Raw genomic sequence first — 7,209 nt, 5'->3', positions numbered from 1 at the left:
AAAGGTGATGTGCATCCAACAAGAAATCTACGCACATCTTATAATGTATAACTTTGCTGAAATGATTACCTCGCACGTAGTCATTGATAAAAAGCAAAGGAAACATACATATAAAGCGAATTTTTCGGTTGCAGTGCATATGTGTAGATTGTTCTATCGAGGAAAGGCATCATCACCTGATTTGGAAACCATTATATCAAAAAATCTAGTTCCTATAAGGCCAGATAGACATCGGGAAAGAAAACTAACTGGCAAGATATATCATAGTTTCCTATACAGAGTAGCATAAAAACAATAAGCTGCATAATTTTATTTTGGCGGAAAAAATCCGTCTATTTGCTATGCCCTAAAAAGAAGAAACTGAGGATGAAGAGTAAAATACTTCATCCTCAGTCTGTTGCCATTTTTGTATTGTCATACTAACTTAATGACATTGTGCATGGAGCACGCCCTTTTTCGTATGTGTCTGATTTTATGTTTTATTGAGAGATCATCAATTTAATCAAATTTGTTTATCAAGCCTTTGTTTTTCTTGTGAAAAGAACTGTTATAACAGCTGCTCCTGCGATGATGATAAAGATTATTCTTGCCATGCTGTTATTTGTATCTTCTGTTGATCCTCTTCTTGCTCCTAAAACTGCTGCTGCGGGAGCTTCTTCTCTTGTTGCACCAAGTACCTGTGCTTCAGGTGCTGGAACTTCTGCAAGTGCTACAGGTGCTTCAGCTATTACTACAGGTGCAGGAGCTACATAAGGAACCTCTGCTGCGGAAGCTGCAGGAGTTTCAGGTGCTGGTGCAGGTGCAGGCTGAGGTGCTAAAGGAATAACCGGCTCTTCTACTACTACAGGCTCTTCTACTACAGGCTCTTCGATAACAGGTTCTGCAAGGAGATCCATGTGTGCCAGGTATGAAAGATAGTTCATTTTTGTAGGTGTTGCAAGTTTTTCCTTAATGTCAGGTGTATACTGTACGAGGTTCAGTTCAGGCTTTACAGGGACATTATAGACTTTTAATCTATTAAGCTGTTGCCACTGATATTCATAAATGATATCAAAATCAGTGATATCATTGACGTGATTCTTACCATCCTTGTAAGTTATTGTGTGTGAGTTACCACAATTCCAACCTCCCGATTTATTAATTGCATTATCCATAGCTTCTGAATATGTTTGAGTCCAATATCCCACTGCATGAGCATCATCTGACTTCATGTAAAACTGGCAAAATCCGGGGGAAGTCGTCTGAAGATTAGCACCTGCGGAGTATGCTGTGATAGTATCATATTCATCCATAGTTAATTCTTCTACAAAGTCACCAAGTCCTACGAATCTGTGAATGATCCTTATTGCAACATCCCTGCCGGACTTTTCTGCTGATTCTACTACTTCGTAGGTATTACCTATTACAAATTCATTACTGTCTTTTGCATTCTCTTCTGCTGCTTTATTTGCAGAACTGTTATTATTTGAAGCATAGGCATTATATGCTTCTATGTCAGCGAAATATGCTTTGTATTTTTCAACTACTCTATCAGCCACATCCTTATCAGCTTCATACTGAGCGTAATCTTCATCGTATTTTGCCTTGATCTGCTCGTTCTGCTGTTCAGCATCAGCAACCTTCTGTTGCTCTTCCTGATTGTGTCTTTCTATTTCCTGGTTCTGTCTCTCTGCATTTGCTACGTCTGCATCATACTTGCTATCAACCGCCTGATTGTACGCATCAACCTGACTGTTATAGTTGTCAACGTCTGTGTTGTACTGGTTGATCTTATCGTTATTTACTTCGCCTTCAATCTGAGGCTTTGTAGGCTCTACAGGGGCAGGAACAACAACTTCTTCATTCTCTTCAGCTGCTGCAGCTTCTCTGGTAACTGCAACTTCTTCTGTCTCTTCAGCTGCTTCTTCAGTTACTTCCTCAGTTTCCTCTGTATCTTCTGTCTCTTCTGTTTCTTCTGTTACTGCAGCTCCTCTGGTAACTGCAATTTCTTCTGTCTGTTCAGTTTCTTCTGTCTGTTCAGTTTCTTCTGTCTCTTCAGTTTCTTCGTCTGATCCTGCATCATCATTATTTTCTGAATTAGCATTGTCAAACTCTTCTGTTCCGTTTTCATTCTCAGCTGCGAAAGTGATCTGCTTTGCTCCAGCTGCAGAAGTGAATATTATGATGATCGATAATAATGCCATCAGGAATCTTTTGATTATAAGGTTAACGTTCTTTCTCTTCATATTGACCTCTCTTTCCGAATCCATTCGTTTCAAACACATGTCAAACACCGTTTTGTTTTGTTGTTAAACACATGTTACTAAGAGGCCCATCATAAACATAATCATAATTGACCAAAATTTTGTCATTTAATAGCCAGTTTGTTATTCTTTAGAATTACCTTATATTTATACATAATTAGCTTATTTTTACATGATTTTCTAAAGAGAATGTTTATAAAAAGGGGGTTAAGAAATCGAGCATATCGTACGATATATGGAGCTTTTCTAATTTAGAGATTTATGGAATCATAGGTAAACACAAGGTCCTGCTCTATCACAAAGTCGTCATCGCACACAGAATCAGAGAAATCACAACGCCCCAGGAGCTGAGTTGTACACATGGCTGCTGTCGCAGCGCCTTCCGGAATAATCTCCGGCACTTCATTTCCTCTAGTCAGGAGGCTTCCGAGGCCGAGTATCACAACGAGTGCCACAAAAACAACTATGAATGTATATGCAAAAATCATCATTCTTCTTCCTCCACCGGCTTATCAAACCGGATTACATCTTCTCCGTATCTTTCTGACAGCATCTGTCTTATCCTTACTCCCGCAAGGCCAAGTCTCTCTTTTACCGCAGGAACCCTCAGTTGCGCATCATAAGCAGCGTAGCTCACCACAGTCTCATAGTTGGTTATGGCAAAAGAGATTATAAATGCCAGAATTGCTGCCACAAGGCCGTACTTAGCCTTGGCCAAAAAATAGTTTTTCCTGACAACCTTCGGATACTTCCTCAGCGCAGCCACAATCTCCCTACAATTGCCAAACCTGTCTTCTCTGTCAGGCTTTGTACATTTTTCGATTATCATCATAAGTTCAGGCGAGCACTTGCCACCCATGATCTGCAAAAGAGTTCTTCCAAAGCAGTAAATATCAGTCCTCGGATCGGTCTGTCCAAGATTTCCGTACTGCTCAGGTGCCGCAAACCCGCCTGTTCCAAGATTTCTCGTATCGGATGATGCATTTCTTTCAAAGTACCTTGCCGCTCCAAAATCTATAAGAGAAATATGCCCGTCCGGTCTGACAATGATATTGGATGGTTTTAGGTCCCGGTATACGATAGGTCTTTTGCCCGAGTGCAGATATGACAGGATATCCAGTATCTCAACGCCCATTGCCACTGCCTCTTTTTCCTTAAGAAATCCCTTGTGCCTGACATACTTTTCAAGACTGTTTCCGGGAACATATTCAAGGACAAATGCATCGTCATAAGCTTCTATCAGCCTGGGAATCGCAGGGTGTCTGATATCCATCAGCATTCCCGCTTCATCACCCATAAGCATACTGTTTTCTCCGGATCCGTAGACATCCTTCTTCATCTGCTTGATGGTAACAGCACTTCCTTTTCTTTCGTCTATTCCCATCAGTACAACACTGCTGCCGCCCTCGCCGAGCTTTCTTTTGATCCTGTATTTATCTCTATATAAAATTCCTGTATCCATCCTACATAACCTCCCTGTTTAAAACTCCAGACACATGGCTGCTGCCGAGATATTGTCCTTTTCTTTCCTGCTCCAGGCAAGCTCTGTCAATTTTCTGCACTCATCCAGCATATCCGAATCTGTAACACACATCTGCGGACAGAGCCTTTTGTGCATCTCATCTGCATGAAGAAGTCGCCAGAATCCGTCACTACATGCCAGGACAGTTGTACTGCCCTTAAAATCTCCGTACCCGACCTGTATCTCCGGCGCCATTGTCGTTCCGATTGACTGAAGCAGCACGTTCCTCTCCGGATCTGTTTCCATTTCTTCCGAGGTTATCAGTCCTCTGTCCATCTTATCCTGAACAAGGCTCTGGTCTTTTGTTATCGCCCGGGCCTTGGCGCTATCAATCAGGTATATCCTGGAATCACCGATATTCATGGTCATGTACCTTGTCCCAATCTGCAAAAGAGCTGTCATAGTAGTTCCAAGGTTTATCCCTCTGTGCTTCCCATATCTTTTAAGCTCTCCGCATATCTTCACAATGAGCCTCCTTAGTGACGTTTCAGCTGTCTTCCAAAGTTCACCTTCATTCATGCCCTGCATCAGAGAAAACTCTTCACAAAACCAGTTATCCAGAGCTCTTATCACCTTGCAGCTTGCCACTTCACCTTTTGAGAGGCCTCCCATTCCATCGCATACTGCGACAAAAGAGATTCTTCCGTACCTTCTTGTGTTAGCTACTTTGATCATAGCAGCGTCCTGATTTACCTTGCGCACTTTTCCGGCGTCGGTAAAAATACATGCCTTTACATTCATAAAACTTACTCCTGAATCAAATGAAAAAATGTTTGAAACAAACAGTGATGCCTCGCACTAAGCTTCACAAAACGTCGCTAAGTGCTCTGCACAAAAAAATAGACTGTGCCGAAGATGTTCGACACAGTCTCTGATAATACACATTCTTTTTTTAGTTGTCAAGAAGTTTTTCCATCTCTTCGATGCCCTTCTCCAGCTGATTGTCCGTTTTGTCCTCAGCGTAGGCATCTGCGTCAAATTCGATCTCTACATCCGGCTCTATACCAATGCCATGGATGTTGTTACCGTTAGGAGTATAGTAATCACTTACTGTTAGCTTAACAGCTGTACCATCCTTGAGATCAAAGATTCTCTGAACAATTCCCTTTCCGAAAGTTGTTGTTCCAACCAGCTTGCCGATACCATAATCCTTGATTGCTCCCGAGAGGATCTCTGAAGCGCTTGCGGAGTACTGATTGACCAGAACAACCACGGGAATGTCTATCTGATTCTCTCCGTCACAAGTATAGTCATCTCTGTTTCCATCCCTGTCAACGGTGTATACGATAAGTCCCTTGGGAAGCAGTTGTCTTGCAATATCACATACAGCCTGAAGGCTTCCGCCCGGGTTACTTCTGAGGTCAATGATAAGTCCCTGCATGTCCTTCTCTCGAAGCTCAGCCATGCCTTCTTTAAACTGATCCGGAGTTACATCATCAAATTCAGAAATCTGAAGGTATCCGATGTTCTCTTTTTCCCCAACCATCTTAGTGGTAACTGTAGGAACCTCTACAGCGGATCTCTCAACATCAACTTCGATCTGCTCTCTCTTGGAGCCTCTTAAAATTGTGAGATGTACTGTTGTACCCTCCGGTCCCTTGATCAGAGAAACCACTTCATCAAGCTCCATTCCACTTGTTGACTCTTTATCCACCTCGGAAATAATATCATCAGTCTGGAGTTCTGCTCTCTCAGCAGGTGTACCGGGCATAACACCGGAAATCCTTGGCAGTCCCATATCTTCATCAATGCTTACATAGGCACCGATTCCATAGTAAACACCTGCGGTATCTGACAAAAGATCCTGAAGCTCCTCCTCTGTATAGTAGACAGAGTAGGGGTCTCCCAGAGAATCCATAAGTCCCTTATAAATTCCGTCAGCCTCTACCTCATCACTGACATCTGTCTTGTAGTAATACTGATCAATGACATCGTCCAGAGATTCTATCTTGTCAGCAACATCATCGGTAAGAAGAATGTCTCCGTTTCCGCCCTGTATACCGGATAATCCGCCTGAACCGCCCAGCATTCCTGAGAAGGGATTTGCGAAGAAGAAAACATATACTCCTGCCATAATAAACATGGCAATAAAGCATCCCACCAAAATCCCCGCGATAAATCTGCGGGTAAGCTTACCTTTATCCTCAGGGATCTGAGGTGGTATCATTCCAAAATTATTATTTGTATCCACTATTTACTCCTATCCAGCTTACTTGAGATAATTCCAAGGGCTGACGTAATTACCGTTCAGTCTCACACCGAAATGAAGGTGCGGACCCGTAGATCTACCCGTCGATCCGACTGCTCCAATCTTGGTTCCCGAAGTAACATCCTGTCCCTTGGAAACATACAGAGCAGAACAGTGCATGTAGATCGTATAAAGGCCTCCTCCATGATTGATCATGATGTAATTACCCATGGAAGAGTTATAATCTGCTGCAACAACAGTTCCGTTATAAGCTGCCAGAACCGGTGACCCGGATGGCGCCGCCAGATCTATTCCGTTATGCATCTTCTCTACGTGCAGAGTAGGATGCATTCTCATTCCGTAATTATCTGAAATCCTTGTGTAACTCGGAGCAGGCCAGGTGAACATACCACCATCGTACATGTATCTGCTGTACAAAGAAGCCTTGTCCTCGGCCACTTCTCTCTCCAGCGCTGCAATAGCTGCATTCTCAGCCTTAATCTCATCTTCGTAGGCTTTGATGGCTGCTTCCTTGTCGGATATATCACTTTTTACCGCCGAAAGCTCATTGGCCTTGGTATCAATAAGCGCCTGAAGATTGGACTCCTCTTCTTCCTTGGCCGCCTTGGCTTCATCCAAAGTAGCCTTTTCTTCCTCCAAAGCTTCCTTGGTGAGCTTTATCAGTTCTGTCGTAGCTATGTATTCATTGAGTTTCTGCCTGTCATAGGAGGAGAGCATCTCGATGTACTCCGCCTTGTTCAGCATATCCGCAAAGGTGCCGGACTGGATGAGAAGCTCCAGATAAAGCGTATCTCCACGTTCATACATGAACTTGATTCGCTTCTTCATAGCCTCGTACTGGGCCTTCTGTATCGCTTCTGCCTCAGCCAGCTCAGCAGTTGTAGTCTCTATCTGCTGCTCTTTTTCAGCTATCTCGTCAGTAAGAGAATCAATCTTTTCCTGAATGTCCGTCAGCTGTCCATCCAACTTTGTAATATAGTTATTGAGGTTAGCTTTGCTGGTCTCAAGTTCCTTTTTGACCTTCTCAAGATCAGTCTTGGCATTCTTGAGGGAGTCTCTCTCCTTTTTGGCCTCACTGATCTGATTCTCCTTGGCCTTGATGGATTCCTCGGTAACCTCTGCATAACTGGTAAATGCACCGCCTATAAAGACAAAAACAGCCATCACAACGCATAAGATAACGCCCGATATTCTTTTTGTGCTTGGTGTTAGAATTTTGCTCAACTATGGGTCGT

6 protein-coding genes are annotated in these 7,209 nt (G+C 43.0%); all 6 read right to left on the bottom strand.

The window, feature by feature from the left end:
* Positions 1–515: 515 nt before the first annotated feature.
* The 6 genes from G590_RS19830 to G590_RS0115165 all read right to left on the bottom strand — a co-directional run bounded on the left by G590_RS19830 (position 516) and on the right by G590_RS0115165 (position 7,198).
* Positions 516–2,225 carry a hypothetical protein gene (locus tag G590_RS19830; RefSeq protein WP_022766516.1) on the bottom strand — a complete coding sequence of 570 codons (1,710 nt, stop codon included), beginning with the start codon at positions 2,223–2,225 and terminating at the stop codon, positions 516–518.
* Positions 2,226–2,494: 269 nt separating this feature from the next.
* Positions 2,495–2,734 (bottom strand): hypothetical protein, encoded by a 240-nt coding sequence (locus G590_RS0115185; RefSeq protein WP_022766515.1) that lies wholly within the window; start codon positions 2,732–2,734, stop codon positions 2,495–2,497.
* Positions 2,731–3,705, bottom strand: coding sequence for a serine/threonine protein kinase (locus tag G590_RS0115180; protein ID WP_022766514.1), 975 nt, complete (start codon positions 3,703–3,705; stop codon positions 2,731–2,733). Before G590_RS0115180 ends, G590_RS0115185 begins: the two co-directional genes overlap by 4 nt.
* Positions 3,706–3,723: 18 nt before the next feature.
* Entirely contained in the window at positions 3,724–4,506 is a 783-nt protein-coding gene (locus G590_RS0115175) for a PP2C family protein-serine/threonine phosphatase (RefSeq protein WP_022766513.1), read from the bottom strand.
* A 151-nt stretch (positions 4,507–4,657) separates the two neighbouring features.
* A complete protein-coding gene (locus tag G590_RS19825; RefSeq protein ID WP_022766512.1) occupies positions 4,658–5,956 on the bottom strand; it encodes a S41 family peptidase in 1,299 nt (432 codons plus the stop codon).
* A gap of 18 nt (positions 5,957–5,974) precedes the next feature.
* Positions 5,975–7,198 carry a murein hydrolase activator EnvC family protein gene (locus G590_RS0115165; protein ID WP_022766511.1) on the bottom strand — a complete coding sequence of 408 codons (1,224 nt, stop codon included), beginning with the start codon at positions 7,196–7,198 and terminating at the stop codon, positions 5,975–5,977.
* Positions 7,199–7,209: the final 11 nt, after the last annotated feature.

This window comes from Butyrivibrio sp. XPD2006 (genome assembly GCF_000420865.1).
In the GTDB taxonomy this organism is placed as follows: Bacteria; Bacillota; Clostridia; order Lachnospirales; family Lachnospiraceae; genus Butyrivibrio.
Note: the sequence above shows the minus strand (reverse complement) of the source record. Positions and strands in the feature narration are given on the sequence as shown.